Consider the following 25,654-nt stretch of genomic DNA (forward strand, 5'->3'; position numbering starts at 1 on the left):
GAAATCAGGCTGCGTCAGCGATTGGGTTCGACAACGTGCCAATACCGGTGATTTCGACTTCAACACGGTCGCCAGCGAACATATAGAGTTGAGGCTCGCGGAACTTGCCGACGCCGCCGGGTGTTCCGGTGGCAATGACGTCGCCGGGAAGCAGTTTTGTCACCGTCGAAACATAGGCGATAATTTCGCCAATGGAGAAAGCCAGATCCGAAATCGGCGTCGTCTGCACTTCCTGGCCGTTCACGCGGGTACGTAGATGCTGTTCCTCGGGATTTGGCAGTTCGTCCTTCGTGACCATCCATGGTCCCATTGAGCCGGTGTCGTCGAAGCTCTTGCCCGGCCAAAACTGGGTCGTATGGCGCTGGAAGTCGCGGATAGAGCCGTCGTTGAAGCAGGAATAGCCTGCGATGTAATCTGCGGCTTTTTCGGCGCGGATATTGCGACCCGCTTTGCCGATGATGACAGCGAGTTCGCCCTCATAGTCGAATTCCTTGGAAACGGCTGGTCGCAACAGCGGATTTTCATGCCCAAGAACAGACGACGAATAGCGCGTGAAGATCGAAGGATATTTTGGCTTTTCGCGACCGGTTTCCTTGATATGCGCGGCATAATTCAGGCCGATGCAGAGAATCTTGTCCGGGTTTGGAATTGGCGAAACCAGAGTAACTTCCGATACCGTAACTGGCGCTTCCGTATGTGCAGCCAGTTCGGCCACGGCGTCGGCATTCAAAACAGCCCGCAGATCAGGGTAGCGAGCCTTGAAAGCGGCAGAAGACTTGTGCAGCCCCGCATCGGTAATGAACCCATAACCCGCCCCTTGATCCGCTGTCGTAAATGAAACCAGTCGCACCGTTGTAACTCCCTTCGATCCGTCGGGCGCGGCCCGATCGGGGTCGCGCATTCGTGGGCCTTATGCTGTGACGAGCGGTCCAAGGCCAGATCGAATTGGAGTTGCGTTCACCAGATGAACGGTGCCCCCGGAAGAACGACTTAGTCTGTGGAGTTGGAGTTTTCGCGTCGATAACGCATGGTCATGTCGGGAAAAGCTTCGCATTTTTGAGCAATCCGCGCCGCGCATTCCCGCGCCTGTTCGAGAAAACGTCTAACACCTTCCGCCACTGGAAGCGCCGACACGAACCACACCACCGTGACTACCGCTTGTACTCGCCCTTTGGCGTGAACGGGCACGGAGAGGCTGTTGGTCGCGCGGATCAGCTCACCGCTGCGCAATCCATATCCTTGCTGACGGGTGGCGGCAATCTGCTGCGTGATATGGCGGCGGTCGCCCGCAAGCGCCGCCTGATTGGCGGGGTTTTGCGCAAGCCGGTCCAAAATGGCTTCCCGTTCTTCATCTGGGCAAAAGGCAAGATAGGCTCGTCCGGAAGACGTATGCAGTATGGGCAATCGCGTGCCGACAAGCCCGTGTTGAATGGAAAAGGGGCTGGTGCGGTGCGTCGATTCCCGCACCAGCATCATGTCGTTTTGCAATGTGTGCAGATCGACGGGCCATAGAATTTGCTTGCCAAGCCGCTCGATTTCCGGCGCCGCGCATTCGCGCACCCATGCTTCGTCATTATAGCCGTCAGAAAGCGACCGGACGTAGAGCGTCGGATACCAGCTGCCATCGGAGGGACTGCGCTCGACAAAACCCAGCCCTTCCAGCGTTTCGAGAAGTCTAACCACAGTTGGACGCGGCAATTCCAGCCGTCGCGCAATCTGCTGCGGATGCGCGCCCTTATAGAGAGAAAGGTCTTGTAGCAGCGCCAGACCGCGCTCCAGAGCGCGAACAGGGGCAAAGTTTCTTTTGTTGGTTGGTTCCATAGGCACTAGTGCTCGACGGCGCGGCAAATTGCGTTCGACAGGTGAACTCTAATCGAAAATGGGTTGAAGTTGAAGGTTCAATATCGGAAACCCGCCGAGAGTTTATATGGGAGATAATAATGCAGATCAATCGACGCAACCTGCTGCTGTCCAGCGCGGGGTTCATGGCCGCTGGACTTTTGCCTGGTTTCCAGTCTGCTGTTCGCGCGGCTTCGGGCGATCCGGTAAAAATCGGCTGGTTTGCCGCGCTTTCCGGCCCCTATTCAACGGGCGCATTGGCGCAGGATGCCGGCCACAAGGCGGCCATCGCAGAACTGAATGCCAAGGGCGGTGTGCTTGGCCGCCCGCTGGAGTTGGTCGCTCGCGATACGGTTGCCGATCCCGGCAAGGCTGTGAATTTCGTGCAGGAACTTCTGTTCTCGGAAAAGGTAAATGTGCTCTTCGGGCCCAACACCTCCGGGGAAGCGATGCCGATCCGCGACTTTATCGCCGAAGCCAACACGATCAATATGCCGACGGCCCTGATCGATCACGTGATCGACCCGGAAGCCTATCCGACGATTTTCCGCGTTGGCGGGTCGGCGGGGCAGCAAATTGAAGCCGGTATCACCTTCGCTCTCGATCACTACAAGAAGCAGAAGATCGCGCTCTTCGTAGATAATCTGTCTTATGGCGTTCTCTGCCGCGATCTTGCGCTTGAAAAGATGAAGGCGCGCAACATCGAGCCGGTCTATGTCGGCACGCTGGACGCCAACAAGGTGGATCTGGGCGACGATATCATCAAGGCGCGCAATAGCGGCGCGGATGTGCTTCTGGTCTGGTCGGCTGCATCATCCTTCATGGCGCGCGTGTTGACGGCGCGTGGTGAGCAGAAGTGGGATATTCCTGCCATCTGTGCACCGATTGCGCTGAATGCCCAGATCACTGATCTCGTGAAGAAGGAATATCTCGACGGTGCAGTCGGCGTGGGCTTCCGTCATCTTGCAGTGGATGGCAATGGCAAGTTTGCCGCAGGCATTGAAACCCTGCTGGCCGAGCAGGCTTCGATTGTCGGGCCACAGCTCAAGAACGGTATAACCTGGATACTTCTTGGTTATGCGTCGACCAAGCTTTGGGCTACTGCCGTAGAGAAAGCCGGTAGCGTTGAGACCGATGCCGTAATCGCAGCTCTCGAAACCATGGGAACGACGGAAACACTGTTCGGCAAGGTCGGTTTCGGTCCGGGCAGCCGGGAAGGACTGTCGATGGACGAATACGCGCTCTTCACGATTTCTTCGTTCCAGAACGGCGGCTTCACGCTGGCCTGATCGATTGTCGGCGGACTCTCGCGCGGTGCGTGGAGCCCGTCACCAAGAGGACTAAACCATGTTTCTCGTTCTGATCTCGGGGCTAGCCCTGGGGTGCCTCTACGCCACGGTGGCCCTAAGTTACAACGTGATGTACTCGACCTCCAAGGTGCTCAGCATGGGCGCCGGACAGTTCGCCATGGTCGGCGGCATTGTCGGCGCATGGACGCTCGGCGATCTTGGCTGGCCGATCTGGGCCTCGCTACCGCTCGTTATCGTCGTTGGTCTGATCTTTGGCTGGCTGACGGAACTTGTCGCCATTCGCCGCACCATGAATGGTGGAGATGACCACCTCTGGATTCTGTCCACGCTTGCCGTTGCAACGATTGTCCAGCAAGGCATGGCGCTTTGGTGGGGAACAGAGCCGAGACCGTTCCCTCGGCTCATTCCCCAAGACTATGCTGGCATTTTGGACCAGAAATACTGGCTTCCGATTGTGACGGCATTTCTCATGGCGGGCGGGCTTGCATTGTTCTACCGCAAGACGACAATCGGCAAAATCTTCGTCGCGCTCGCAGACGATACTTTTGCGGTCAGTGCTCGTGGCATTTCAGCGATCCGCATGCGCTCGCTTTCCTATGCCATTGCTGGTGCGCTAGGCGCTCTGGCGGGGTTCATGACGGGACAGCTCACCTACGCCTATTTTGCGCTTGGGCTGACGCTGACGCTCAATGGCTTCATCGCGCTTGCGATTGGCGGGATCGGTTCCAACATCGGCGCGCTGGCGGGCGGCATCATCTTCGGCGTAGTCACCACCTGCGTCGCTTATGTCTTCGGCTCGGAATTCCAGCAAACCATCGCAGTCGGGACGCTTGTCATCCTCCTGACCTTTATCCCCTCGGGATTGTTCGGCAAGAAGCGGGTACGCCAGGTATGAACGTGAAATCACATCAGGGCCTTCTCTTCGCCCTCATCGGCATCGGCCTCGCCGTTGCCTTCCCCTTTCTCACCAATGATCGCTATCTGCTCCGCATCGGAGAAATGGTTCTGATCTACTGGATCATCGTTGCCGGACTGAACCTGCTTGTCGGTTATGTCGGCCTGATGTCCATCGGCCATGTCGGTCTTCTATCGATCGGTGGCTATGCATTCGCGATTCTCGCTGGCAAGCTGGGGCTTCACCCCTATGCGGCGCTAATTGCTTCCGGTGGCGTGACCGCGCTTGCCGCAGGCCTTTTGTGCCTGCCATCGCTGCGGCTCCCGGGTTTTTATTTTGCGCTCGCAACGATTGCCTTTGCGCTCATCATGGTGGAACTGGCGCTCGGTTTCTCGGGTCTTACCGGCGGCACGGTTGGCCTAGCGGTTCCGGCTTTCCCAGCGCCATTCAAGCGCACAATCGGCGAATACTGGCTTGCACTTAGCATAGCAACCATCGTGACGGCTATGACCTGGAACTTGGCTCGCAGCATGTGGGGCCGTGCGATGATTTCCATCCGCGACAGCGAAGTGGCGGCGCAGAGCGTTGCAGTGTCAATTTTTCGTACAAAGCTCACCGTTTTCCTCTTTTCGGGCTTTTGTGCGGGCGTTGCAGGCGGACTTTTCGCACGCGCTCAAAGCCACATCACGCCGGAAGCCTTCAATTTCGACGTCTCGTTGATGTTCTTCACGGCGATCATTATCGGCGGACGCGGATCGATCATCGGTCCAATGGTCGGCACGCTGCTGCTTGCCGTGATCCCCGATGTATTCGCTTCAATGCAGCGCTATACGGCGTTCTTCTATGGCGGCATTTTGCTCGCGGTGGTTCTCGCAATACCGCAAGGACTCGGTGTCTGGGCCAAAGACCATCTTGGCAACATCGTCGGAAAGAGCGCATCAGATGATCAGCGCGGCGCGCAAGAGCCCAACATGCCCGCATTGACGGCCCTTTTGCAGGAGAAAGCCTGATATGAACATGATAGATCCTGCAGTAAGAAAGAGCACCGGCGTTCTAGGCCCGGACATGCTGCAAGCGCGCAATGTTTCCAAAAGCTTCGGTGGGCTGAAAGCCGTCAACGCTGTGTCGCTTTCCATTCAGGCTGGCCAGATTCACGGGTTGATCGGTCCAAATGGTTCCGGCAAGACCACGATGCTCAACCTCATCAGCGGTTATTACATGATCGATGAGGGGGGGGTGGTGCTTGGCGGCCAGGATATCAGCCGTCTTGACGTGCGCGCCCGCGCACTCGCCGGTATCGCGCGAACCTTTCAAAAACCGCGGCTGTTGCCCTCTTTAAGCGTGCTCGACAATGTCATGCTCGGTGGATGGGGCGCAGTTCAGGCCGGTTTCGTTGAAACCGCGCTGCATATGCCGCGCTCAAGGCGCGAAGAGCGCAAAATGCGCGAGCGCGCGCAGGCGCTGCTTGATGCGTCGGGTCTCGGACATCTCGCCGGGCGGCGTTGCGAACATCTTGAACATGCCGAGCGGCGTTTCCTTGAAATCATCCGTGCTTTGATGATCAGACCAAAACTATTGCTTCTCGACGAGCCCGCGGGGGGGCTGACGGGTCGTGAGATCGAATATCTCGGACAGATTATCCAGTCGGTGGCGGAGGCGGGCATTGGCGTGCTCCTTGTCGAACATCACACGGATTTTGTCTTCCGTTTGAGCCATCACGTTACCGTGCTCAATCTTGGCGCGGTTCTGGCGGAAGGCGCGCCTGATCAAGTGCGTAACGATGCGGAAGTCGTCCGCGTTTATTTGGGGAGTTGAGAGCATGGCAATGATGCATAACGGCACGCCGTTGCTCGAAATCACAGATCTGAGCGTGGCTTATGGCAAGGCGCCCGTGGTCATCGGCGCGTCGCTCAACGTCCATGCCGGTGAGTTCCACGCCATTCTCGGTCGCAATGGTGCCGGAAAAAGTACCATGCTTCACGCGGTTTCCGGTTTGATCGGCAAGCGCAGCGGTCGGGTCCGTTTTGGCGGCGAGGATATTACCAGTGCCAGCCCCGAAAAGATCGTCGAGCTTGGACTGATTCAGGTGTTGGAAGGCCACCGCATTTTTCCTTCACTGACAGTGCAGGACAATCTTGAGGTGGCGGCTTATCCTGGCAAAAAACGTGGTAAAAAGCCAGATTACGAGCGCATCTACCATTTTTTTCCTGAACTGGCGTCCAAGAAGAACGATCCTGCGTCTTCACTTTCTGGTGGTCAGCAGCAGATTCTGGCGGTTGGTCAGGGCATTCTTGCCGAGCCGCGTCTGCTCGTCCTTGATGAGCCTTCAGGCGGACTTGCCCCTATCGTAGTGGATCGCATCCTCGACGTTGCCGCGCAGCTCGCCAAAGAGGGAGCAGCGATCATTCTGGTGGAGCAGTTGGTGGAAAAGGCGCTGCGCCATGCCGATACTGCAAGCGTGATAGATACCGGACGCGTGGTGCATACAGGCAGCGCCGAGGAAATAGCCTCCAGTCCGGTCATCCGGGAAATCTATCTGGGCCACGCATCGTAACCTAACCGACTTGCCAGTTATGGCGGGCGAACATGGGGGACAACACGCGCCCCGTGAAAGATTTCTCATGCTCAAGGATGAAGCAAGTGTCAAAGACGACTGAACTCGCGCGCTACCATGGCAGGGTGGCTTTGGTAACCGGTGGACTTGGCGCCATGGGATTGGCCATCGGTCGGCGACTGACCGAAGAGGGCGCAATTGTTTATCTGGCCGATCTGACTGCCGATGACGCGGGGCGGATTACGGAAGCCTATCAGGGTGTGACACTTCCGAAGGTACTTACGCTTGACGTCAGTTCGGCGGAAAGCTGGGACGAGGCGATCAATACGATCCTCGCTGAAAGCGGTGCTTTGCACCTGCTGGTCAACAATGCAGGCGTGATAACGCCCGTACCACAGCCCATCACCGATATTCCGCTCGATGAGTTTCATCGCGTGCTGAAGGTCAATCTGGACGGCGTTCTGCTCGGAACACAGGCCGCTTTGAAAGCAATGAAACAGGGCGCAGGGGCGGCAATCGTCAATCTCGGTTCACTGGCCGCCTATACCGGCTCTGCCGATAACGGCACTTACGGCGTGTCGAAAGGGGCGGTTCGCTCGCTTACGAAACATGCAGCACTTTCGGCTGCGCGCAATGGTCATGATGTGCGCATCAATGTCGTGCATCCGGGCTATGTCTGGACGCCGCTTGTAGCCGCTAAGGCAGCGAGCCAGTTCGGGACGGAAGATGCGGCGCGTGAAGCCTTCTCGAAAATGAATCCGTCCGGCCGCATCGTCGAACCGTGCGACGTAGCGGCGGCGATTGCGTTTCTTGGCTCAAGCGATGCACGCATGATCCATGGAGCCGATCTCGTCATTGACGGCGGTCGCCTCATCCAGTGATGCTTCGGGCGCTACTTTAACAAAAGCCGTTAAAGTAGCGCGCACTCAGCGTTTTCGGCAAGTGCAGGGCTCGTAGCCACCGGCGAACAAGCGACCAGGCTTCATGCCGATCATGGCCGGAACCTCGTGCAAGGCTTGTGCACCGAGCGAACGTGCAATGGAGATTGTGGCTTCGGCGCAGATGGCCGCGTCTTCCGCCGCATTATGGTGTGCGAAGGTGAGACCGAGATGCGAAGCCAAAACATTTAACTTGTGGGAGCCGAGGTCCGGCCAGACCTTCTGCGCCATTTTTACCGAACACAGATACTGAAACTCCGGGTAGCTTTGCCGATATTGGTCGAGGCATGCGCGCCAGACGCTGAAATCGAAAGCAGCATTGTGGGCGATCATCGTCGCGCCCGCGAAGTCATCTGCGAACTCATCCATGACTTCGGGAAACTCTCCGGCATCTTCGACATGCTCGGGGCGAATGCCGTGAATGGCGATATTGAATGAGGAAAACCGCATATCCTTCGGTCGGATAAGGCGCTCTTCAACGCGCACAACGCGGCCATCTTCAATCCATGCCAATCCAACTGAACAGGCGCTTCCGCGCTGTTCATTGGCCGTTTCAAAATCAACTGCGATGGTTTTCAAGGGATGCTCCGGCTGGCTTTGAAGAGCTTCTACCGTCAAGCGCATCATTTGGCAAAACCAAAGCATCGCCTGCATCCGTTTTGAAAAACCGATGCAGGCGGAATCGTGTTGATTATTTCAGCTCGACAACAGCTGCCTTGATATCGGGCTTTTGGGGAATGATACCGCTCTTGGCATACCAATAGGCAATTTTCCCAATCTGCTCGACATCTGCTGCGGTAACGGCGGTCGTCGGAACGGCATTGTTCTCACCGATCACTTGCCCCAGTTCAGCGGGTATATTCATTTCTTTGGCCCAGATGGCGCCAGCGTCCGCCTTGTTCGCCACGGCCCAGGCATTGTCTTTCTTCAGAACATCGAAAATCGCCTGAAGCTCGTCAGCTTTCTTTTCGGCAAATTCTCGGCTTGAAATCAGAACGACAGCATTGTCGGAACCAATGGCAGCGCCATCCGCAATCACCTGACCGCCATAGGATTTTTCGGCGATTGCCACGAAAGGATCCCATGTCGCCCAGGCGTCGACATGGCCTTGCACAAAACTTGGGCCGCTGTCGCTTGGGCTAAGATAGACGCGCTCGACGTTTTTCGGATCGATACCGTTTGTCTCCAGCCCTTGCATCAGCAGATATTCGCCCGTACCGCCGCGGTTGACGGCGACTTTCTTGCCTGCCAAATCCTTGATCGACGTGATGCCAGCATCTTTCTTGGCAACGATCCCTTCCGATCCCGGCGACATTTTCTGATAGCCGAAGATCGTCAGCGGAATATTTGCCGCCAGCGCAGCAATGGCTGATGTCGAACTGCCAGCGGTAATATCGATGCTGCCCGCATTCAGTGCTTCAAAGGCTGGGGCTGCAGCCGGAAATGGGCCAGCCCATTCCACCTTAATGCCTTTTTCCGCGAGGGCTTGTTCCAGTGTGCCGCGTGATTTGGCCAGTGTTATGTCGTTGGGGCCGCGAAGCCAGCCAATGCGCACAACCTGATCGGCGGCGAACGCCGCTGTGCTCGCAAGTGTCATTGCCGCACCGGTAAGGGCGGCCAGAATTTGAAGTCTTTTCATTGAATATCTCCGCTTTTAAGGGTGCAGGACGGAATGCCGGACGCCCAGCGCTTCCAGCAATTCGGTTTCGATAGCAGCAGCGCGTTTATCTGTTCTCTGTCGAGGGTGATCGATATCGACACGCAGATCGTGACTGAAACGTCCCTGATCCAGAACGAGAATGCGGTCGGCCAAAGCGACAGCCTCCCAGACATCATGCGTCACCAGCAAGGTTGCTGGCTTGTGCTTGCGCCAGAGGTTGAACACCAGGTCGTGCATGCGAAGACGCGTCAGCGCATCAAGTGCTGCAAATGGCTCGTCCAGCAAAAGCAGTTGCGGTTTTCGCACCAGCGCCCGCGCCAAGGCCGCCCGCTGTGCTTCACCGCCAGATAATGTCAGAGGCCATGCATAGATCCTGTGCGACAGACCGACATCGGCCAGCGCTTCCGCGGCCTTGCCGCTGTTGCGGGCGTTCGGCACACCGAGCGCAACATTGTCAATCACACTTTTCCACGGCATCAGCCGCGGTTCCTGAAAGACGACGGCACGGCGTTGTGGAATCTCCAGCGTACTGGCCGGGGCTTCGTCGAGCCCCGCAAGCACGCGCAAAAGCGTGGATTTTCCTGAGCCGCTTCTGCCAAGCAGGGCTACGAATTCCCCCGGCGCGATGCTTAGATCGATACCATCAAGAATTGCCGGTCCGCCGAAGGACCGCGACAAGCCACGAATTTTTACGATGTCGCTCATGATATCACCGCAGGGCGCCAGCGCAGGGCATAGGCCTCGATAGCGCGAACCAGCCCGTCAGTGAGCAGCCCCATGAACGCGTAGACCAGCAGGCAGACCACGATGACGTCGGTTTGCAGGAAATCGCGTGCATAAGTGATGATATAGCCTATGCCACTGGAGGCATTGATCTGTTCTGCCACCACGAGGCTAAGCCATGCGATGCTCAATCCATAGCGTACGCCGACGAGCAACGAGGGCAGAGCGCCGGGGATCACGACATGCCGAATGATTTCGAGCGTGCTGAGATTGAGGGTGCGTCCGGCTTCGATCAGCTTGCGATCAACGCCGCGAATGCCGCCATGCAGTGTCAGATAGATCGGGAAGACGGAGCCAAAGGCAACCATGCCGATCTTTGGTGCTTCACCTATACCGTACCAAAGGATGAAGAGCGGAAGAAGCCCCAGAAAAGGCATTGCCTTCAGCATCTGTACCGGCGGATCGATGATGGTTTCACCGAGTTTGGAAAGCCCGGCGAAAAGTGCCAGTGCGACGCCTACGACAAGCGCGATGGAGAAGCCTGCAATGACGCGGAGGAACGACACGGCCAAACCTGTCACAAGTTCACCCGAAGCCAGCAGCCGCAGGCCGGTTGCCGCGATGTCTACAGGCGACGCCAGCGTGCGGGCCGATAAAAGCCCCGTCATGCTCGCCAGTTGCCACAAGATCAGGATGGCGATGGGCGATATAAGCCTGCGCATCCATTGCGGGAAGCGCGGACTTGCTTTGGCATTGCCGACCGAAGGAGAACCGACGGTCGCCGTTTTCTCCAGAGCGCTCGTATCAGCCATTGACGGCCTTTCCGGTCAGATCCCGGTCGAACAGGGTTGACCACGTAAACTGCTTGCGCTCAGCGACGGGCCGCTCGACAGGAAGGCGCGGCAATACCATTTCGCCGAAACGATAGGCTTCCTCCAGCAGCGGCATGCCCGACAGGATAAACGTATCGACGCCCACGGCCTGATAAGCTTCAAGTGTGCGAATAACCGTGTCGGGCGAGCCGACGATTGCGGTGCCGGGGCCGGGGCGGACGAGACCGATACCCGCCCAGAGATTGGGTGAGATTTCAAGGTCGCGCAGATTGTCGGGTTTCACGCCGCCATGCATTGCCGTCATGCGCTGCTGGCCGACAGAGTCCGTGTTGGAAACGAAGCGCTTGTTGCCCGCCATGGCCGCTTCATCCATCTGGTCGTAAAGGTCGGCTGCTGCTTCCCACGCCTTTGCGTCAGTCGAGCGCACGATTACATAAAGACGGATACCGTATTTCAGTTCGCGCCCATGCGCTGCGGCGCGCGCTTTGACTTGGCTGACCTTCTCGTCCATCTGTTCGGGCGTTTCTCCCCACGAAAGATAGGTATCGACATGCTTTGCCGCGACTTCGATTGCGCTGTCCGACGATCCGCCAAACCATAGTGGCGGTGGGGCAATCGACGAACCGGCAGGAAGGGCCAGTTTTGCGCCTTCGGTCTGGAAATATTTGCCGTTATGGGTGACGCTTTCACCTGCCATAAGACGATGCCACAGCGTCAGATACTCGTCGGCCATCAGATAGCGTTCGTCATGCGGCAACATCATGCCATAAGCGCCAAGCATCTTGGCATCGCCGGAAACGACATTCAGCATCAGCCTGCCATTGGAAAACTCCTGAAATGTCGCCGCCATCTTGGCAAGCAGCGTTGGCGCTACCAGACCCGGATGGAAGGCCAGCAGAAACTTCATGCGCTCCGTAAAGGGCAGAAGGGCTCCAGCCAGCGGCCACACATCATGAGCGCCGGTGGCAAAAAGCGCGCCGGTATAACCCAGATGGTCATAGGCCTGTGCAAGCTGCTTGTAGTAGCCGTAATCGACGACGCGTGAGCCCTCGGGTTTCCAGGGATAAGCGCCGTCTGGCGCGCACATGTACCAAAGGACATTCATGCTGTTTCTGCCTCGTTATGCTCTGCTATAATTTCCAGTCTGCGGCTGATCGCAGCATGGCGAAGCAGTATGTCTGCCTCCGCCTGCTGTTCGCGCAAAAGCGTGTCGTCAGCGGGCACGATGTGCCAGTTGCGTTCCTGGATCACCCGCGTCCAGGCGCGCCGCTCATTGTCGTCGGCGTCCTTGGCGAGAAGGGCTGCGGCCTGTTCAGGATGCGCGATAATCTCACGACCGATCCGGGCGAGTTCCACCGCAAACGCATCGATTACATCGTCCGGCAGATTGCGCTGTCCGATCGTCCAGAACACCGAGCGATTGGGAATTGTGGTGCCGCAATGCAGCAAGACATGGAATTCGCCACTGGCGAGCGCCTGTTCGAGATGCGGCGCCATGGCAATCCACGCCGCCACTTTGCCGGCACGGAGCAGTTCACGCGAAGGGCTCGCCAGAAGATCATGCCGTTTTACATCATCAAGACGAAGCCCGACCTGCTCCAGACTTTTTGCGAGAAAATAAGTGTGAAAGGAGCCATCGACGAGCGCAATATCGCGCCCTTTCAGGTCGGCGACGGTCTGGATATCAGTATCCTTCGCAACCAGTATCGCACCATTTGCAGGCCGTGGCGCAGATGCTGCGGCATAGGTCACCGGCAGTCCGCTCTCCGCTGCAAGAATGGGCGGCGTGGACCCCGTGCCACCAATGTCGATATTGCCGGCAATAAGCTGCTGGGCGGTGTCGCGGCCTTCCGGATAAGGCACGAATTCCGGCTTGAAATCGGCGAAAGCCCCCGGCCAGCGAGACGCGAGCGTCAGATGCAGATTATTGGGATGAAAGCCGATCTTGAATGCCATGAAAACGGGGTCCGGTTGCAAATTCGTTATATAAATTTATATAATGGGATTCAGGCAGGCACCGAAGGAAGGCTTGATTAAACCTTCGGCGGAACTTGGAAAACCATTCCTTGTTTGCTCTATTTTTGAGATTGAATGGCAGGGCGCGACGATCATGAACGAGAAAGCCACTCCAAAAGCCCATGTGCCCAAGGTGAAATGTCGGGCGGTCGGCGCAGCGTCTGATTTTCTGAAAGCCATATCCAATCCCGTGCGGCTTTCGATCCTGTGCGTCTTGCTGGAAGGCGAGCGCTCGGTAAGCGAATTGGAAGACGTGCTGGATGTTCACCAGCCGACCCTGTCACAGCAGCTTGGGGAGTTGCGCGAGGCTGGTATTATCGAAGGGAGGCGCGAAGCGCGCGCGGTCGTCTATCGCGTAGCGGACCCGCGCGCCGGGCAGCTCATAGGGCATTTGCGCCTGCTGTTCTCCGATCCCGGTGCGTCTGCAATATGGAAAGGTGCCCAGCTTGGGGCGCCTGCTCCATCGGAAATGCTGCACAGCTAAGCCGGTTCAGCTATGGCCAACACTGTCGCCTACCAGTTCACGCGCACGCCGAGCTTTCCATTCCAGGCATAATTGTCGGAATCAAAGGTCGTGCTGTAGCTGGGATTGCCATACCGAAGCCTTTGACATCTTGATCAGGGAAGCCAAATTCCGTCGCCCGGTTTGAGCTGGTTGTCATGTTGTACCAGGTTTGCGGTCTTTGAGTTACTCTTCTTCGCCGACACGCTCAGGGAATGAGCCGATCAACTGCCTGCCATAAATGGCTCCCATCGAAAGTATTGGAGCATAAAGGAACACTTCTGGTCCGTAATCAGGTGTTGGGTTCGGGATTGGTTGGATGGGTGAAACAGGCGGTGTTGGTGGGGAGGAGTTGGTGGTGTGGGGGGTACGCGCGTAAGCTCGGATCGGAGATACCAGTTCTCTTGGCCGGAAGCGTCAATACTGCCGCGATAAAGCGAGTATTCCCAAGGGCCAGCCACGGCTGGACCCGCGAGATGGATCGCGCCGGTCTCCCTTCGTTCCGTCATTGGCTGTATCGACAATAAGAATACCACTTCCGGTGGTGATGGCGCCTTGCCCGCCCGCATTCGTCACCTCCAACCGAGTGGAACCAGATGCCCCGCCGCCGTCGATGATCAGGCGGTCGGACAGTGAGCCGTACGTATCAAGATAAGTGTTGAACCCAATTTGACCTGCTTTACCGGGGCTTCCCCAAATGCGCGTAGCGAAAGCATAGTCGCCGGACGGGGATTTGCCTCACAGAAATATGTACATTCGTTACTGATTGGCGTGAAAGACCTTGGCCGCACCCCGCCATTGAGGGAAGCGCGGTTGCCAAAAAACCATAATTGCTCCACATAGATCGGTACGTACATCTCGCGCTGAACAACGGGGCAACACTTGAAACGCCTAAAATTTGCTTCTCTTTGCCTCCTTCTGGCAACCGTTTCACCTGCACTTGCTTTCGAGGCTGGCACACCGCCGGACCTCAAGCCGCTGCCGCAGCAGGTTCAGGCCGCGCGCCTGACCTCTGAATTTTTGTCGCGTTTTCATTATAAGCCAGTGCCACTCAACGATGCTCTGTCGGCCAAAATTATGGACCGGTTTATCAAATCGTTGGACCCGGACCGGCTGATCTTCCTTAAATCCGACATTGACGGGTTTATGGCGGACAAAACCAAGATTGACGACGCAATCAAACAGGAAAATCTGAGCATCCCGTTTTCCATCTTCAATGTTTATGAAAAGCGCATTACCGACCGCATGGCCTATGCGCGCAGCCTGTTGAACACGAAGTTCGATTTCAATGAGCAGGAAAGCTATCCGCTGATGCGGGACAAGGCACCTTGGCCTGCAACGGATGAGGAAAGCAAGGACCTTTGGCGAAAACGCGTCAAGAATGACTGGCTGCGCCTGAAGCTGGCTGGCAAGGATGATGCCTCGATCCGCGAAACGCTGGAAAAGCGCTATCAGAATTCGCTTGAACGTATTTACAAATACAAGAGCGACGATGTTTTCCAGATGTTCATGGCCGCCTATACAACCTCGGTTGACCCCCATACGGATTATTTCGGCGCCAGTGCTTCTGCTGAGTTCGATATATCGATGAAGCTTTCTCTCGTCGGTATCGGCGCGGTTTTGCAGGAACGGGACGACTACATCACGATCCGCGAGCTTGTGGCCGGTGGCCCGGCTCAGGTGTCGGGTAAAATCGCAGTCGGTGATCGCATTACGGGTGTCGGTCAAGACGAGACCGGACCGATGAAGGAAGTGGTTGGCCAGCGTCTTGATGAAGTTGTACAGCTGATCCGTGGCGCCAAAGGCTCGGTGGTGCGCCTGGATATTCTGCCCGCCAATGCAGGACCGGACGCGAAGCACCAGATCATCAGTCTGGTTCGCGACAAGATCAGCCTGGAAAAACAGGCTGCGCAGAAATCGGTGCTTGAGGTCAAGGATGGCAATGCCACGCGCAAGATCGGCGTTATCACCTTGCCTGCCTTCTACGAAGATATCGAAGCGCGCAGAAAAGGCGACAAGGATTATCGCAGCGCCAGCCGCGATGTCGCCAAGCTCATTACCGAACTGAAACAGGACAATGTCGATGGCATCCTGTTCGATCTCCGTAACAATGGCGGCGGCTCGTTGTCGGAAGCAATTGATCTGACCGGTCTTTTCGTTGGAAAAGGTCCGGTCGTCCAGCAGCGTAATGCCAATGGCAAGGTCAAGGTTGAAAGTGATGATCGGTCGACGCCTGCCTGGCAGGGGCCGCTCGGCGTGCTGATCAATCGTGGGTCGGCGTCGGCGTCCGAGATTTTTGCGGCGGCGATACAGGATTATGGTCGGGGCGTGATTATCGGAGAACCGAGTTTCGGCAAGGGCACGGTGCAGACCGTGGTCAATCTTGACGAGGTGGCGCACAATCCAGAGCCAAAACTCGGTGAGCTTAAGCTGACCATCGCCCAGTTCTTCCGCGTTAACGGAGGTACGACGCAGCTGCGTGGCGTAACGCCGGATATCAGCCTGCCTGGGCTCTTTGATCTGAAGACTGTTGGCGAGTCGAGCTTCGACAACGCGTTGCCTTGGAGCGAAGTCAAACCGGCAAAATATAAGCGTTCCGGCGATATCAAGCCACTCTTGCCCCAGCTGCAAAACCTTCACGACGCCCGGGTAAAGGATAATCCTGAGTTCCAGCAGTTTGTGGATGACATTGCGGTGTTGAAAGCACAGCGCGAAAAGGCGGAGCTTTCTCTCAATGAAACGGAACGCCGCAACGAAATGACGGCGGAAGAAAACCGTCTGAAAGCCCGCAAAAAATCCGATGATGGCTTCAACAACAGTCCGGATGACGGTCTTCAGTCCAACGAGCGAAGCCTGAGCGCAGATATCGCCATTGAGAAAACCCGCAAGAGCGCCAAGGACGTTCTGCAGATTGAGGCGGCGGGGATCGTTGCCAATCTCTCGGATATGCTGGCTGGAGCTAAGGCGGCGGCGAAATAGTCGATAATAGTCATCACCCTATGCGGCACATCCCGCATAGGGGCGATGGTGAATATTGCCAACTGGCCATTCCGGCTTAAATGGCTGCGGCTTTACTGCCCGATCTTGACGACCAGTTTTCCGAAATGTCCGGCGCTTTGAAGCGCGTTATAAGCATCCTCGGCCTCGCCGAATGGATAGACCTTGTCGATCTGCGGTTTGATGCCAGTACGAACAAGGGATGCAAGCGTGGAAACCGGGCCGACATAAATGCCCTGCAAGGTGATCCTCTTTTCAAGGATTGCAGCAGTTTCGATGGAACCGTTAAACCCGGTCAAGACGCCCATAAGCGATATGCGTCCATCAAAGCGTGTTGCCTTGAGGGTCTTGTTCAGCGTGGCCGGACCTGCTGAATCGACAGCCAGATCAACGCCCACATTCCCCGTTAGCCGCAGGACTTCATTTTCCCAATCGGGATGTGCCTGATAGTTGATGACGTGGTCAGCACCGAGCTTTCTGGCACGTTCCAGCTTTTCGTCGGAACTCGATGTAATGATGACCCGAGCGCCCGCCATTTTTGCAAGCTGCAAGGCGAAGATCGCCACGCCGCCCGTACCGAGGAGCAGGACGGTTTCGCCTGGCTCTAAAGGTCGTCTTTCAAAAAGCGCGGACCATGCCGTAACGCCTGCGCAGGGAAGCGTTGAGGCTTCTTCAAATGTCACGGGGTCCGGTATCCGTACGACCCCGGTTGCCGGTACGACGATACGCTCACTCAACACACCATCGACGGTATTGCCGCCAAGGCTTGCAGCCTTCTTCGCCTCGGAGAAGGGGCCTTCAACCCATTCAGGCATAAAACCGATGACCACACGATCACCGAGGGCGTAATCTGTCACGCCTTCTCCGACGGCCGACACGACGCCCGCTCCATCGGACAAGGGAATGCTGTCCTTGGTGCGCTTTGCGACGATAAGATCGCGATAGTTCAGTGACGCAGCACGCAAATCGACTGCAATCTCTCCGCGCCCCGGCTTGCGGTCCTGTTTCTCAACCAGCCTCAGGCGTAGATTTTCATTTCCGGTCAGAATGTAACTTTGCACGGCATTGTCTCCTTTAATGCCTGAACAAATAGGCCTATATTGAGCTTTGAAAAAGTACGTACAAATTTGGCATGTAGTATCATGGATGATAGTGTCAGGACGCGCGGCAAGCGTCGAAATGTCAGCAAAACAGGCTGCGCGGTGGAAGCAACGCTTTCGGTCATCGGGGGTGTTTGGAAACCGGTAATCCTTTTTCATTTGCTGAAAGGAAAGCTGCGCTTCAACGCACTTTGCAGGCTCGTTCCAGCAGCGACACCAAGGATGTTGACTTTGCAGCTCCGGGAGTTGGAGGCTGACGGGATCATAAACCGCACTGTCTTTCCGGAAGTGCCGCCGAAGGTGGAATATGAGCTGACGGGCCTTGGTCATTCTCTTGCGCCCATCTTGATCAGCATGCGGGACTGGGGCGAGCGCATTCAGGGCGATCAAGCGCATCCAAGCGCAAAGTGCTGAGTTGGATATATAGGGGTGACTTCATCCTTGACGGGCAACCACCTGCACGTTTAAGCGAAAGGGCAGACGGAACCAACAGCGGAAGCCTCTGCCAATGAGCACTTTGCGCATTCTCCCCAGCGCCGATATCCCTGAACTGCCGAACCGCTACAACGGCAAGGTTCGTGAGAATTATGATCTGCCGGACGGCAGCCGTATCATCATCTCCACCGACCGGCTGAGTGCCTTCGACGTCATCCTGACATCGATCCCGTTCAAAGGTCAGGTTTTGACGCAGACCGCGTCCTATTGGTTCGAGGAAACGGCTGATATTTGCCCGAACCATGTTCTGGCTTATCCAGACCCGAATGTCGTCATTGGCAGACGGTTGGACATTCTGCCCGTTGAAGTCGTTGTGCGCGGCTATCTGGCGGGTACGACCAGCACGTCGATCCTGACGAAGTACCGCAAAGGCGAACGCCAAATGTATGGCGTCACACTGCCAGATGGTTTGAAGGACAATGAAAAGCTGCCGCATCCGATCATCACGCCGACAAGCAAGGCTTTCGACGGCGGACATGATGAACCGCTTTCGGGGGACGAAATTCTTGAACAAGGTTTGCTGACCGCAGAACAATGGGAAACCGTATCCCGTTACGCGCTGGCGCTTTTCGAGCGCGGGCAGGCGCGCGCGGCGGAACATGGATTGATCCTTGTCGACACCAAATATGAGTTTGGAACAGACGCAAGCGGCCACATCATTCTCGCGGATGAAATTCATACGCCGGATTCAAGCCGCTATTGGATCGCCGACAGCTATGAAGAGAGTTTTGCTGCGGGAACCCGCCCGGCGAGCTTTGACAAGGATTTCGTGCGCGCATGGGTCACCGAGCGTTGCGATCCTTATAACGACCCGATCCCGGAAATTCCGCTTGAACTCATCGAGCAGACCTCGAAGGTCTATATTCAGGCCTACGAACAGATCACCGGCAAGACTTTTGTGCCCGATCTGACAGGCGAGACGGTGCTGGACCGCGTTCGCGCCAATCTCGAACCATATTTCGTGAAGAAAGCAAGACCGGCGCGCGCCAAGCCGACCACCCGTGCGCCGCGCAAGAAGGCTGAACCAAAAGCAGCTGTCGTGAAACCAGTTGCAAAGGAGACTGCTGTTACCGGTCTGGCTGTTCGTAAGAGATACACACCAGCGGAACGGGCTGCCATTCTTGCAGCAGTTGCGAAGGCCACGGAAAACGGCAAAGCTACGCTGAAAGCTGTATTGCAGCACGAGGGCGTCAGCGAGCAAACCTATTACAACTGGAAGAACGCTGCTGGTAAGTCCGCAGCCCCAGCCGCTGCCACTCCTTCTGCAGGTGACGATTTGAAAGCGCTGCTGGCGTTGGAAGCGGAAAACCTCAAGCTGCGCAAGGAATTGGCAGCAAAACTTCGAGCGGAAAATGCGGAATTGCGCAGGCGTCTCGGCAAGGCATAACACTTAAAAAACAGGCGACCGTAATCAGGTCGCCTGTTTTGCTTTCAGTAGAAATATCGGTTCATTGTCCATCGAATATTTGCGCAAACGAACGCATGAAGTGGTCGTTCTCGTCCGGGCTGCCGATGCTGACGCGAATAAAATTCGTGTATCCCTGTTGTTTCCATGGTTTGACGATGACGCCGTCGCGTAAGAGCTTCTCGGCAAAAGCAACGGAATCTGTCTTGACGTCTATGAACAGGAAATTGCCTTTTGACGGAGCGAACCGGATTTGCCGCGTGCCGAGGAAATCAGCCACACGGGCCCGCTCACGCAAAGCAAGAGCTACACCTGCCGCAAGATGTTCGCTGTCACGCCGGGCGATCAATCCAGCCGCCTGTGCAATCGCATTGGCGTTGAAGGGCGTGCGTGCGCGGTCAAGATAAGCGCGCAAGGTGCCGTCGCTTGTGAGGCCGAAGCCAAGACGCGCGCCTGCCAGCCCATAGGCTTTGGAGAATGTTCGAAGCACGATCCAGTTGAGATCGGTGCCGCGTAACAGGTCTATGGCTGATGGATAATCATCCCCCGCCGCATATTCGGCATAGGCTTCGTCAAGCACGAGCAAAGTGTTTGGAGATGTAGCATTTATAACCCGCTGTAGCGCTTTCGGATCGAGCCAGCTTCCGACCGGATTGAGCGGATTTGCGAACATGACAAGCCGCGGGCCTTTTGCAACGGCGGCCACCAGAGCATCGACATCGACCTCCAGTGATTGTTTTACCTCTACCCGCTCGACCACAGCTCCCATGAGCGTCGAATAGTCTTCATGCAAAGGGAAGGATGGGTAAAGCGTGACGACGCGATCACCGGGGCGAAGCACAGATCGGCAGATGACCCCGATCAGGTCTTCCGATCCGTTGCCCAAGATAACCTGATCCTCCGGCAACTGAAATTCCTGCGCTATTTCGAGCGCCAGAGCGTGACCGGACGGGTCAGGATAAAGCCTCAGCAGGTCGTGCACGGAGACGAAGAGTTCTTCTATTTTCGGGGAAGGACCCAAAGGGTTCTCGTTCGAACCGAGCTTTGCGATTTGTGCCGGATGATAGCGATGTTCGACTTCGGCAATGGTCAGCCCGGCATTATAAGGGCTAAGGGCGCGTATCTCTGGACGAATCAGACTGTTGAGCACTGTTTGATCATCGGTCATTTCTCGTTCTCCTCTCATGGCGCGCTCTTGGATGCGGCGCGCCTTGCTAAAGAACGTTCTAAGACTAAACTCCTATTTTGTATATATATGTATAGACAAGTTCCGAAAAAGATGCCTTTATGTCGGGGAGACCATAAAAAATTGCTAAACATTACCCGCAGAATGGTTAGAAGTTCTGGCGATGTTTTGTTCAGGCAGGGTCCATAGGGGAACATGATGCAGGTTTTATCGCTTTTCGACCTTAGCGGGCGTAAGGCGCTGGTCACTGGCGCGAGCCGGGGGCTGGGACAGGCTATTGCCGAGGCTCTGGCATCGGCAGGGGCCGACGTCGCCATAACAGCGCGCAAGTCCGACGATCTGACCGAAACGGCCTCTCTCATCGCCGCTCTTGGGCGCGCCTGCGTGCCGCTTTCCCTTGATGTGCAGGATGTTGAGGCCTGCGCAAACGTGACTGCAGAAGCTGCTGCAAAACTGGGCGGTCTCGATATTCTCGTTAACAATGCCGGTTATGAAGAAATACGACCTTCGCTCGATGTCGATGAAGAGCTGTGGGACCGCATTGTCTCGACCAATCTGAAGGGCGCTTTCTTTTGCGCTCAGGCCGCGGCGCGTCACATGACTGATACCAAAAGCGGCGGCGCAATCATCAATCTTTGTTCGCTCACCTCCTATGTTGGCGTACCGACAGCGGCACCTTACGGCTCGTCGAAGTCTGGCCTCATGGGGATGACGCACGCGCTTGCAACGGAATGGGCACCGCACGGCATTCGCGTCAATGGTATCGCGCCCGGCTATTTCCGCACGTCGATGACGGACGTTTTTTATGAAAATGACGAATGGCAAAAATCCATGCTGGATAAAATTCCGCAGGGTCGGTTCGGCCGCATGGATGATGTTGCGGGCGCGGTGGTTTTTCTGGCGAGCACCGCATCGGCTTACATAACGGGTCAGGTTATCCCCATCGACGGTGGCTATCTGGCATCGATCTAGCGTTTCGGCTCCCCGAAACTGACTTGAGACACTTACGACCGGCGTTTTCAAACGCTTCTGAATGAAACGGGAAACATCAATGAAATCCACCGGAAACGGAACTGGCCCCAATGCCAAGATCGGACCGGCTGCCGTCTCGGCCAAGAATGTCAGCATGATCTATAACGGCATTCATGCCGTTCGGTCGGCTTCATTCGATCTTGATCAGGGACGTTTCCTGACCATTCTCGGGCCATCTGGTTCGGGCAAAACAACCCTCCTGCGGCTGATCGCAGGTTTTCAACGCCCAAGTGTCGGCGAAATTTTCATCAATGGCCAGGCGGTCAGTGCAGTTCCGTCGCATAAGCGTTCGATCGGCATGGTGTTCCAGAAACTTGCCCTGTTTCCGCATATGACGGCGGCGGAGAATGTGGCTTTTCCGCTCAAGATGCGCCGTTTCGATGCCCGGACTATCCCGGAAAGGGTCGAGCGCTATCTCGATCTGGTTCGTTTGGGCGGGTTCGGCAACAGACGCGTTCATGAGCTCTCCGGCGGCCAGCAACAGCGCGTCGCCATTGCCAGAGCCTTGGTGTTCGAGCCTGATCTTCTGCTGCTTGATGAACCGCTGGCGGCCCTCGACCGCAAGCTTCGTGAAGAAATGCAGCTTGAATTTCGCCGCATCCAGCGCGAACTGGGCGTCACCACAATCAACGTCACCCATGACCAGCGTGAAGCACTGGTCGTGTCGGATGAAATCATCGTTATGGATGGCGGTAAAATACAACAGATGGCAAGGCCGTCGGAAACCTATCGCAACCCGTCCAACGCTTTTGTCGCGAATTTCATCGGGGTTACCAATTTCATCACCGGGAAAGCTGCGTCCGTGGACGGCAGTATCGTGCAGGTGGATGCGGGGCCGAAGCTTGTTGGTATGTTGGGTGACGGTCAAAAGCCAGTTGCCGCAGGCGATGGTGTTTCTTGTGCCATTCGCGCCGAACAAATCCGTATCGGTTCAAATGCTGAAGGTGCTGCCGGGCTGGATACCACGCTTGAAGGTGTTGTCACCGACGCAATCTTTGAAGGTGAGCGCATTGTGTATGAATTGCGCGTACCGGCGCTGGGCGATGCCTTGATGCGCGTGTTCGATCACGATCCGGTCGGACACAGCCAGTTTGAAGAAGGCGCGACCGTCACGCTCGGCTGGAATGCACGCGATCTCATCGTTTTTGCAGCATAAACTGAACACCAGATTACAGACAAAACCCTAGAGGAGAGAACATTATGAGCGCTGTGAAGAAGCCCTTTTTGATACTCGACCGCCGCCGCTTTCTGCAAAGCGCAGGCGCGATGGCCGCTGCTGCCGGAACCACCTCGCTTGGCCTTTCCCGCGCTTTCGCGGAAGAGCCTGCAAAGCCGAAAGAACTCATCGTGCGCGCCTGGGGTGGCAGCTGGGTTGATGCGCTGAAGGCGGGCGTTTCCGATCCATTTACGGCTAAGACCGGCATTTCAATCCGCCACGATCTGACGGAAGACAATGAAATTCAGCCGAAGCTTTGGGCAGCGGTAGCGCAGAAGCGTATTCCGCCGATCCATGTCAACTGGGATACGACGACCAATGCAACCAAATCGGCATTGCGTGGCGTGACGGAAGATCTGTCGGACCTGTCCAATCTGAAAAACACTACCGATCTTGCCAAGCCGGTCGGCCTCGACGGTTATCCGATCGTCAATACCTATGGCTATGTCTATGTGCTGGCTTATCGCCCGGAAGCATTCCCGGATGGCCCGCCGAAGTCGTGGCATGCTCTGCTTGATCCGAAGTTCAAGGGACGCATCGCGCTTTACAATGACGGCATTGGTTTCCACTTCCCGGCACAGGTTGCCGGGGGCGGCAAACTGGAAGACATTCCGGGCAATATGCAGGCAGCCTGGGATTTCATCGCCAAGGTGAAGCAGCAGCAGCCGCTGCTCGGTGAAGACCCGGATTTCACCACCTGGTTCCAGAAGGGTGAAATCGATCTCGCCTGCACCATTTCGACCAATGCGCGCGAAGCCCAGAAGAACGGCGTCAAGATCGACTGGACCGTGCCTGAAGAAGGCGCGAAGTTCGACACCGATGGTTTGTGGATTCCAAAGGGTCTGCCGGAAAACGAACTTTATTGGGCCAAGGAATATATCAACTTCGCTCTCACCAAGGATGCGCAGCAGGTCTGGCTCGACGGCCTCGGCCTGCCGGGCGTGGTGCCGGGTCTGACGCCGCCCGCCGATCTGGTGAATGATCCGGCCTATCCGACCAAGGACGAGGATTTCAAGCATCTCATCCGCATCTCGGCCAAGGTACAGGTTGAGAACGAGAGCGAGTGGTTCTCCAAGTTCAAAGCGATCATGCAGGGCTGATCCAGCTCGATAGACAACAAGGATCGCCCGATGAGGGCGATCCCTATGCCCGATATTCTCAAGGCAAATATTCAGGAATTGTAACATGCGAGCGGCACGCTCTGCCTATCCGGTGGTTTGGCGTATCATGGATGCGCTGGAAGCAATCGCAGCCTTTCTATGGCCCGCGCGGTTTAACCGTGCTGTGCCCTATCTGATGCTGTTTCCGGCCATCGTGTTGGTGGGCTTGCTGGTGCTCGGCCTGATCCAGATAGCAGACACCAGCCTGCGTACGCTCGACACGTCAACCTTCCTGATGTCGGACTATTACACGCTCGCCAACTACAAGCGCGCCCTGACGGAATCCCTCTTTGCGACAGTCGCCTGGCGCAGCCTTTTCGGATCGCTCGTCGTTACGCTTTTCACGCTCATTCTGGCGTTTCCCTATGCCTATCTGATGGTCAGAACGCCTTCGGCAGCCTTGCGTAAATTCCTGCTGATCGCACTTTTTCTGCCATTCTTCATCGGGCAGGTGGTGCGCGCTTATGGCTGGCTCATCATTCTGGGCAATCAGGGCATGGTGAATGAGGCGCTCGGTCTCGTCGGTATCCCACCCTTGCGCCTGCTTTATAACTATCCGGCAGTTCTGTTCGGACTTGTGCAATATATGCTGCCATTCGCGGTCCTGATGCTGGCGCCGGCGCTGACGGCCATACCAGAAGAAATGGAAGCGGCGGCAAGTTCGCTTGGTGCGAACTGGATGCGGACATTTGCGCATGTTGTGCTGCCCATGGCGCGTCCCGGCCTGATTGGCGCGGGGCTGGTGGTGATGACGCTTTCGCTGACCGATTTTGCCATTCCGGCAATCCTTGGTGGCGGCTCTCAGGACTTTATCGCCAACGCCATTTATGACCAGTTCTTCCGCACATCCGATCAGGGGCTGGGCGCGACTTTGGCGCTGCTTCTGGTCGGTGTCGGTTCCATTCTTGTCGGGATCGTCTTTACCCTGTTCGGTGCGGGAACGCTCGCCATGGGGAGGGCGCGCAAATGACCGCTCCATTGTCCAAGTCTGTCGTTATCTGGACCTTTGTAATTGCCGTGCTGGTGCTTCTTTCTGCACCAACCATCGTGGTTCTTGGAGCGTCCTTCACGTCGGGCAATATGATCACCTTCCCGCCCGAAGGGTTTTCCTTGAAATGGTATCAGAAGATCGTCGGGACAAGCGATTTGTGGGATGCATTCCTGCGTTCCCTCTACGTGTCCTTCATCTGTACCATCGTCGCTATTCCTGTCGGAACGCTGGCCGGTATCGCGCTGGCGAAATATGCGGTGCGCTTTGAAAAGACGATCCAGATCTATCTGCTGTTGCCGTTCACGATCCCACTGATCGGTTCTGGTATCGGCCTGATGCTGGTCTTCGGGCATGCCGGTATTCTGGGTCAACTTTGGCCAGTCGGGATTGCAGCCTGCGTCATCAATCTGCCTTTCATGATCTGGGCTGTGACGGCAAGTGCGGCCAATCTCGATGCTGACCTTGAACTGGCCGCCGCAAATTGCGGCGCAGGGCCGATATCGACATTTTTCTTTGTGACGCTGCCCGTCGTGGTGCCGGGTGTAATCAGCGGATCGCTGCTGATGTTCATTCTGGCGCTCAACGAATTTCTGGTGAGCCTGCTTCTGGTTGACGCCCGTATCGTCACCCTGCCAGTGCAGATTTACAATTCGATCCGATCCATCATCACGCCTGACCTCGCAGCGATTTCTGTGGTTTTCATCGCCTGCGCCGCGTTTGCTATCTTCCTGCTCGACCGTCTGGTCGGGCTCGACATTTTCCTGAAATCGAAATGATCAGCTGCGTCCCCAACGCAGCGAGC

General features: G+C 56.4%; 26 protein-coding genes and 1 pseudogene. 16 read left to right on the forward strand and 11 right to left on the reverse strand.

Translation table 11 applies throughout. The features are described from left to right. Window positions 1-4: 4 nt before the first annotated feature. Window positions 5-850 (reverse strand): fumarylacetoacetate hydrolase family protein, encoded by an 846-nt coding sequence (locus tag ABWW11_RS11690; protein WP_109366434.1) that lies wholly within the window; start codon window positions 848-850, stop codon window positions 5-7. A 140-nt stretch (window positions 851-990) separates the two neighbouring features. Continuing rightward, window positions 991-1,821 carry an IclR family transcriptional regulator domain-containing protein gene (locus ABWW11_RS11695; RefSeq protein WP_109366080.1) on the reverse strand — a complete coding sequence of 277 codons (831 nt, stop codon included), beginning with the start codon at window positions 1,819-1,821 and terminating at the stop codon, window positions 991-993. A 119-nt stretch (window positions 1,822-1,940) separates the two neighbouring features. Between ABWW11_RS11695 and ABWW11_RS11700 the strand changes: the two genes are divergently transcribed. From ABWW11_RS11700 to ABWW11_RS11725, 6 genes are all read left to right on the forward strand, one after another. Then, on the forward strand, window positions 1,941-3,128 hold the full coding sequence (locus ABWW11_RS11700; RefSeq protein WP_109366079.1) for an ABC transporter substrate-binding protein: 1,188 nt from the start codon (window positions 1,941-1,943) through the stop codon (window positions 3,126-3,128). Window positions 3,129-3,186: 58 nt separating this feature from the next. Further along, entirely contained in the window at window positions 3,187-4,044 is an 858-nt protein-coding gene (locus tag ABWW11_RS11705; protein WP_109366078.1) for a branched-chain amino acid ABC transporter permease, read from the forward strand. Next, on the forward strand, window positions 4,041-5,054 hold the full coding sequence (locus tag ABWW11_RS11710; RefSeq protein ID WP_109366077.1) for a branched-chain amino acid ABC transporter permease: 1,014 nt from the start codon (window positions 4,041-4,043) through the stop codon (window positions 5,052-5,054). Before ABWW11_RS11705 ends, ABWW11_RS11710 begins: the two co-directional genes overlap by 4 nt. 1 nt (window position 5,055) lies before the next feature. Beyond that, a complete protein-coding gene (locus ABWW11_RS11715; RefSeq protein ID WP_109366076.1) occupies window positions 5,056-5,859 on the forward strand; it encodes an ABC transporter ATP-binding protein in 804 nt (267 codons plus the stop codon). Between the two features lie 4 nt (window positions 5,860-5,863). After that, window positions 5,864-6,598 (forward strand): ABC transporter ATP-binding protein, encoded by a 735-nt coding sequence (locus tag ABWW11_RS11720; RefSeq protein ID WP_109366075.1) that lies wholly within the window; start codon window positions 5,864-5,866, stop codon window positions 6,596-6,598. Window positions 6,599-6,684: 86 nt separating this feature from the next. Further along, entirely contained in the window at window positions 6,685-7,479 is a 795-nt protein-coding gene (locus ABWW11_RS11725) for an SDR family NAD(P)-dependent oxidoreductase (protein ID WP_210205540.1), read from the forward strand. Between the two features lie 45 nt (window positions 7,480-7,524). Here ABWW11_RS11725 and ABWW11_RS11730 read toward each other — a convergent pair whose 3' ends face one another. From ABWW11_RS11730 to ABWW11_RS11755, 6 genes are all read right to left on the reverse strand, one after another. Continuing rightward, window positions 7,525-8,115 (reverse strand): 3'-5' exonuclease, encoded by a 591-nt coding sequence (locus ABWW11_RS11730; protein WP_109366433.1) that lies wholly within the window; start codon window positions 8,113-8,115, stop codon window positions 7,525-7,527. Between the two features lie 112 nt (window positions 8,116-8,227). After that, entirely contained in the window at window positions 8,228-9,175 is a 948-nt protein-coding gene (locus ABWW11_RS11735; protein WP_109366073.1) for an aliphatic sulfonate ABC transporter substrate-binding protein, read from the reverse strand. 15 nt (window positions 9,176-9,190) lie between these two features. Then, on the reverse strand, window positions 9,191-9,901 hold the full coding sequence (locus tag ABWW11_RS11740; RefSeq protein WP_109366072.1) for an ABC transporter ATP-binding protein: 711 nt from the start codon (window positions 9,899-9,901) through the stop codon (window positions 9,191-9,193). Continuing rightward, on the reverse strand, window positions 9,898-10,731 hold the full coding sequence (locus ABWW11_RS11745; protein WP_319080247.1) for an ABC transporter permease: 834 nt from the start codon (window positions 10,729-10,731) through the stop codon (window positions 9,898-9,900). The genes ABWW11_RS11740 and ABWW11_RS11745 overlap by 4 nt, the downstream gene beginning before the upstream one ends. Beyond that, window positions 10,724-11,857, reverse strand: a complete 1,134-nt coding sequence (locus ABWW11_RS11750) for an LLM class flavin-dependent oxidoreductase (protein ID WP_109366070.1) — start codon at window positions 11,855-11,857, stop codon at window positions 10,724-10,726. Before ABWW11_RS11750 ends, ABWW11_RS11745 begins: the two co-directional genes overlap by 8 nt. Continuing rightward, a complete protein-coding gene (locus ABWW11_RS11755; protein ID WP_109366069.1) occupies window positions 11,854-12,708 on the reverse strand; it encodes an ABC transporter substrate-binding protein in 855 nt (284 codons plus the stop codon). The genes ABWW11_RS11750 and ABWW11_RS11755 overlap by 4 nt, the downstream gene beginning before the upstream one ends. Window positions 12,709-12,862: 154 nt before the next feature. Between ABWW11_RS11755 and ABWW11_RS11760 the strand changes: the two genes are divergently transcribed. After that, entirely contained in the window at window positions 12,863-13,252 is a 390-nt protein-coding gene (locus tag ABWW11_RS11760; protein WP_109366432.1) for an ArsR/SmtB family transcription factor, read from the forward strand. Window positions 13,253-13,687: 435 nt separating this feature from the next. Here the strand turns inward: ABWW11_RS11760 and ABWW11_RS11765 are convergent, their stop codons facing one another. Beyond that, window positions 13,688-13,969 (reverse strand): autotransporter outer membrane beta-barrel domain-containing protein, encoded by a 282-nt coding sequence (locus ABWW11_RS11765; protein WP_109366067.1) that lies wholly within the window; start codon window positions 13,967-13,969, stop codon window positions 13,688-13,690. A gap of 183 nt (window positions 13,970-14,152) precedes the next feature. Here ABWW11_RS11765 and ABWW11_RS11770 point away from each other — a divergent pair, with 183 nt between their 5' ends. After that, a complete protein-coding gene (locus ABWW11_RS11770; RefSeq protein WP_109366066.1) occupies window positions 14,153-16,249 on the forward strand; it encodes a carboxy terminal-processing peptidase in 2,097 nt (698 codons plus the stop codon). Between the two features lie 92 nt (window positions 16,250-16,341). Here the strand turns inward: ABWW11_RS11770 and ABWW11_RS11775 are convergent, their stop codons facing one another. After that, window positions 16,342-17,328, reverse strand: coding sequence for a zinc-dependent alcohol dehydrogenase family protein (locus ABWW11_RS11775; protein WP_109366065.1), 987 nt, complete (start codon window positions 17,326-17,328; stop codon window positions 16,342-16,344). 39 nt (window positions 17,329-17,367) lie between these two features. Here ABWW11_RS11775 and ABWW11_RS11780 point away from each other — a divergent pair, with 39 nt between their 5' ends. The 3 genes and pseudogenes from ABWW11_RS11780 (at window position 17,368) to ABWW11_RS11790 (ending at window position 19,249) form a co-directional block, all read left to right on the forward strand. Next, a complete protein-coding gene (locus ABWW11_RS11780; protein WP_371830916.1) occupies window positions 17,368-17,781 on the forward strand; it encodes a winged helix-turn-helix transcriptional regulator in 414 nt (137 codons plus the stop codon). 103 nt (window positions 17,782-17,884) lie between these two features. Then, window positions 17,885-18,823: pseudogene (locus ABWW11_RS11785) on the forward strand (phosphoribosylaminoimidazolesuccinocarboxamide synthase); the annotation flags it as partial. 78 nt (window positions 18,824-18,901) lie between these two features. Beyond that, window positions 18,902-19,249, forward strand: a complete 348-nt coding sequence (locus ABWW11_RS11790; protein ID WP_353410582.1) for a transposase — start codon at window positions 18,902-18,904, stop codon at window positions 19,247-19,249. Between the two features lie 61 nt (window positions 19,250-19,310). Here the strand turns inward: ABWW11_RS11790 and ABWW11_RS11795 are convergent, their stop codons facing one another. Further along, entirely contained in the window at window positions 19,311-20,435 is a 1,125-nt protein-coding gene (locus ABWW11_RS11795; protein ID WP_109366062.1) for a histidinol-phosphate transaminase, read from the reverse strand. A 216-nt stretch (window positions 20,436-20,651) separates the two neighbouring features. On the opposite strand from ABWW11_RS11795, the gene ABWW11_RS11800 reads away from it, so the two are divergent. From ABWW11_RS11800 to ABWW11_RS11820, 5 genes are all read left to right on the forward strand, one after another. Then, a complete protein-coding gene (locus tag ABWW11_RS11800) occupies window positions 20,652-21,425 on the forward strand; it encodes an SDR family NAD(P)-dependent oxidoreductase (RefSeq protein WP_109366061.1) in 774 nt (257 codons plus the stop codon). 79 nt (window positions 21,426-21,504) lie between these two features. Then, window positions 21,505-22,641 carry an ABC transporter ATP-binding protein gene (locus tag ABWW11_RS11805; protein WP_109366060.1) on the forward strand — a complete coding sequence of 379 codons (1,137 nt, stop codon included), beginning with the start codon at window positions 21,505-21,507 and terminating at the stop codon, window positions 22,639-22,641. Between the two features lie 44 nt (window positions 22,642-22,685). Then, on the forward strand, window positions 22,686-23,801 hold the full coding sequence (locus ABWW11_RS11810) for an ABC transporter substrate-binding protein (protein WP_109366059.1): 1,116 nt from the start codon (window positions 22,686-22,688) through the stop codon (window positions 23,799-23,801). An 85-nt stretch (window positions 23,802-23,886) separates the two neighbouring features. Beyond that, window positions 23,887-24,831, forward strand: a complete 945-nt coding sequence (locus ABWW11_RS11815) for an ABC transporter permease (RefSeq protein ID WP_109366058.1) — start codon at window positions 23,887-23,889, stop codon at window positions 24,829-24,831. Further along, window positions 24,828-25,628, forward strand: coding sequence for an ABC transporter permease (locus ABWW11_RS11820; protein WP_109366057.1), 801 nt, complete (start codon window positions 24,828-24,830; stop codon window positions 25,626-25,628). Before ABWW11_RS11815 ends, ABWW11_RS11820 begins: the two co-directional genes overlap by 4 nt. Window positions 25,629-25,654 lie beyond the last annotated feature (26 nt).

The sequence above is a fragment of the Brucella sp. NBRC 113783 genome (genome assembly GCF_040372265.1).
Taxonomy (GTDB): domain Bacteria; phylum Pseudomonadota; class Alphaproteobacteria; order Rhizobiales; family Rhizobiaceae; genus Brucella; species Brucella teleogrylli.

Excerpts from the sequence above, each read along its gene's own strand:
- ABWW11_RS11820 (WP_109366057.1), top strand. The coding sequence starts at position 24,828 with ATGACCGCTCCATTGTCCAAGTCTGTCGTTATCTGGACCTTTGTAATT.
- ABWW11_RS11750 (WP_109366070.1), bottom strand. The coding sequence starts at position 11,857 with ATGAATGTCCTTTGGTACATGTGCGCGCCAGACGGCGCTTATCCCTGG.
- ABWW11_RS11805 (WP_109366060.1), top strand. The coding sequence starts at position 21,505 with ATGAAATCCACCGGAAACGGAACTGGCCCCAATGCCAAGATCGGACCG.
- ABWW11_RS11815 (WP_109366058.1), top strand. The coding sequence starts at position 23,887 with ATGCGAGCGGCACGCTCTGCCTATCCGGTGGTTTGGCGTATCATGGAT.
- ABWW11_RS11705 (WP_109366078.1), top strand. The coding sequence starts at position 3,187 with ATGTTTCTCGTTCTGATCTCGGGGCTAGCCCTGGGGTGCCTCTACGCC.
- ABWW11_RS11810 (WP_109366059.1), top strand. The coding sequence starts at position 22,686 with ATGAGCGCTGTGAAGAAGCCCTTTTTGATACTCGACCGCCGCCGCTTT.
- ABWW11_RS11700 (WP_109366079.1), top strand. The coding sequence starts at position 1,941 with ATGCAGATCAATCGACGCAACCTGCTGCTGTCCAGCGCGGGGTTCATG.
- ABWW11_RS11745 (WP_319080247.1), bottom strand. The coding sequence starts at position 10,731 with ATGGCTGATACGAGCGCTCTGGAGAAAACGGCGACCGTCGGTTCTCCT.
- ABWW11_RS11800 (WP_109366061.1), top strand. The coding sequence starts at position 20,652 with ATGCAGGTTTTATCGCTTTTCGACCTTAGCGGGCGTAAGGCGCTGGTC.
- ABWW11_RS11720 (WP_109366075.1), top strand. The coding sequence starts at position 5,864 with ATGGCAATGATGCATAACGGCACGCCGTTGCTCGAAATCACAGATCTG.
- ABWW11_RS11760 (WP_109366432.1), top strand. The coding sequence starts at position 12,863 with ATGAACGAGAAAGCCACTCCAAAAGCCCATGTGCCCAAGGTGAAATGT.
- ABWW11_RS11755 (WP_109366069.1), bottom strand. The coding sequence starts at position 12,708 with ATGGCATTCAAGATCGGCTTTCATCCCAATAATCTGCATCTGACGCTC.
- ABWW11_RS11795 (WP_109366062.1), bottom strand. The coding sequence starts at position 20,435 with ATGACCGATGATCAAACAGTGCTCAACAGTCTGATTCGTCCAGAGATA.
- ABWW11_RS11740 (WP_109366072.1), bottom strand. The coding sequence starts at position 9,901 with ATGAGCGACATCGTAAAAATTCGTGGCTTGTCGCGGTCCTTCGGCGGA.
- ABWW11_RS11715 (WP_109366076.1), top strand. The coding sequence starts at position 5,056 with ATGAACATGATAGATCCTGCAGTAAGAAAGAGCACCGGCGTTCTAGGC.
- ABWW11_RS11695 (WP_109366080.1), bottom strand. The coding sequence starts at position 1,821 with ATGGAACCAACCAACAAAAGAAACTTTGCCCCTGTTCGCGCTCTGGAG.
- ABWW11_RS11735 (WP_109366073.1), bottom strand. The coding sequence starts at position 9,175 with ATGAAAAGACTTCAAATTCTGGCCGCCCTTACCGGTGCGGCAATGACA.
- ABWW11_RS11710 (WP_109366077.1), top strand. The coding sequence starts at position 4,041 with ATGAACGTGAAATCACATCAGGGCCTTCTCTTCGCCCTCATCGGCATC.